The following is a 1712-nucleotide window of genomic DNA, read 5'->3' on the forward strand; positions in this document are numbered from 1 at the left end:
AACAGCTCGATCACCTCGCTGTCCACCTCGACCTCGACCGGCCTCTCGTCGGCCAACAGCTCGATCGGCTCGTTGTCGACCTCGACCTCGACGGGTCTCTCGTCGGCGAATAGCTCGATCGGCTCGCTGTCCACGTCGACTTCGACGGGCCTGTCGTCGGCGAATAGCTCCATCACGTCGTTGTCCACGTCGACTTCGACGGGCCTGTCGTCGGCTAACAGTTCCATCACGTCGCTGTCGACCTCCACGTCGACCGGCCTCTCGTCGGCAAACAGCTCGATCACGTCGCTGTCGACCTCGACCTCGACCGGCCTCTCGTCGGCTAACAGCTCGATCGGCTCGCTCTCGACCTCGACCTCGACCGGCCTGTCGTCGGCCAACAGCTCGATCGGCTCGCTCTCGACCTCGACGTCGACCGGCCTGTCGTCGGCTAACAGCTCGATCGGCTCGCTGTCCACGTCGACTTCGACGGGCCTGTCGTCGGCCAACAGCTCGATTGGCTCGTTGTCGACCTCGACCTCGACCGGCCTCTCGTCGGCTAACAGCTCGATCGGCTCGCTGTCCACGTCGACTTCGACGGGCCTGTCGTCGGCTAACAGCTCGATCGGCTCGTTGTCGACCTCCACGTCGACCGGTCTGTCGTCGGCAAACAGCTCGATCGGTTCGTTGTCGACTTCGACGTCGACCGGCCTGTCGTCGGCAAACAGCTCGATCGGCTCGTTGTCGACCTCGACCTCGACGGGCCTCTCGTCGGCTAACAGCTCGATCGGCTCGTTGTCCACGTCGACTTCGACGGGCCTGTCGTCGGCAAACAGCTCGATCGGCTCGCTGTCGACCTCGACCTCGACCGGCCTGTCGTCGGCAAACAGCTCGATCGGCTCGTTGTCGACCTCGACCTCGACCGGCCTGTCGTCGGCAAACAGCTCGATTGGCTCGTTGTCGACCTCGACCTCGACCGGCCTGTCGTCGGCAAACAGCTCGATTGGCTCGTTGTCGACCTCGACCTCGACCGGCCTGTCGTCGGCCAACAGCTCGATCGGCTCGTTGTCGACCTCGACCTCGACGGGCCTCTCGTCGGCCAACAGCTCGATCGGCTCGTTGTCGACTTCGACGTCGACCGGTTTGTCGTCGGCCAACAGCTCGATCACCTCGCTGTCGACCTCGACTTCGACGGGCCTCTCGTCGGCCAATAGCTCGATCACGTCGCTGTCGACCTCGACTTCGACCGGCATCAACTCGCTGTCCACCGGCCTGAGTTCGACCAACAGCACGGTATCGTCCCTGTCGACCTCGACCTCGACCGGCCTCTCGTCGGCCAACAGCTCGATCACCTCGCTGTCCACCTCGACCTCGACGGGCCTCTCGTCGGCCAATAGCTCGATCACCTCGCTGTCGACCTCAACTTCGACCGGCATCAACTCGCTGTCCACCGGCCTGAGTTCGACCAACAGCACGGTATCGTCCCTGTCGACCTCGACCTCGACCGGCCTGTCGTCCGCCAACAGCTCGATCGGCTCGTTGTCGACTTCGACCTCAACCGGCCTCTCATCGGCCAACAGCTCGATCACGTCGTTGTCCACCTCGACCTCGACCGGCATCGGCTCGTTGTCCACCGGCCTGAGCAGCACGAACAGCACGATCCTGTCGCTGTCCACGTCGACTTCGACCGGCATCGGCTCGCTGTCCACCGGCCTGAGCAGCACGAACAGCTC

The 1712-nt window shown here is 64.0% G+C and carries 1 protein-coding gene; it reads right to left on the reverse strand.

All coding sequences use genetic code 11. The features are described 5' to 3' along the window. Positions 1 to 1712 (reverse strand): RNA-binding protein (locus B7G54_RS39450; protein ID WP_208864981.1); only part of this gene is annotated, 1712 nt, incomplete at both ends.

The sequence above is a fragment of the Burkholderia puraquae genome (assembly GCF_002099195.1).
GTDB classification, from domain to species: Bacteria; Pseudomonadota; Gammaproteobacteria; order Burkholderiales; family Burkholderiaceae; genus Burkholderia; species Burkholderia puraquae.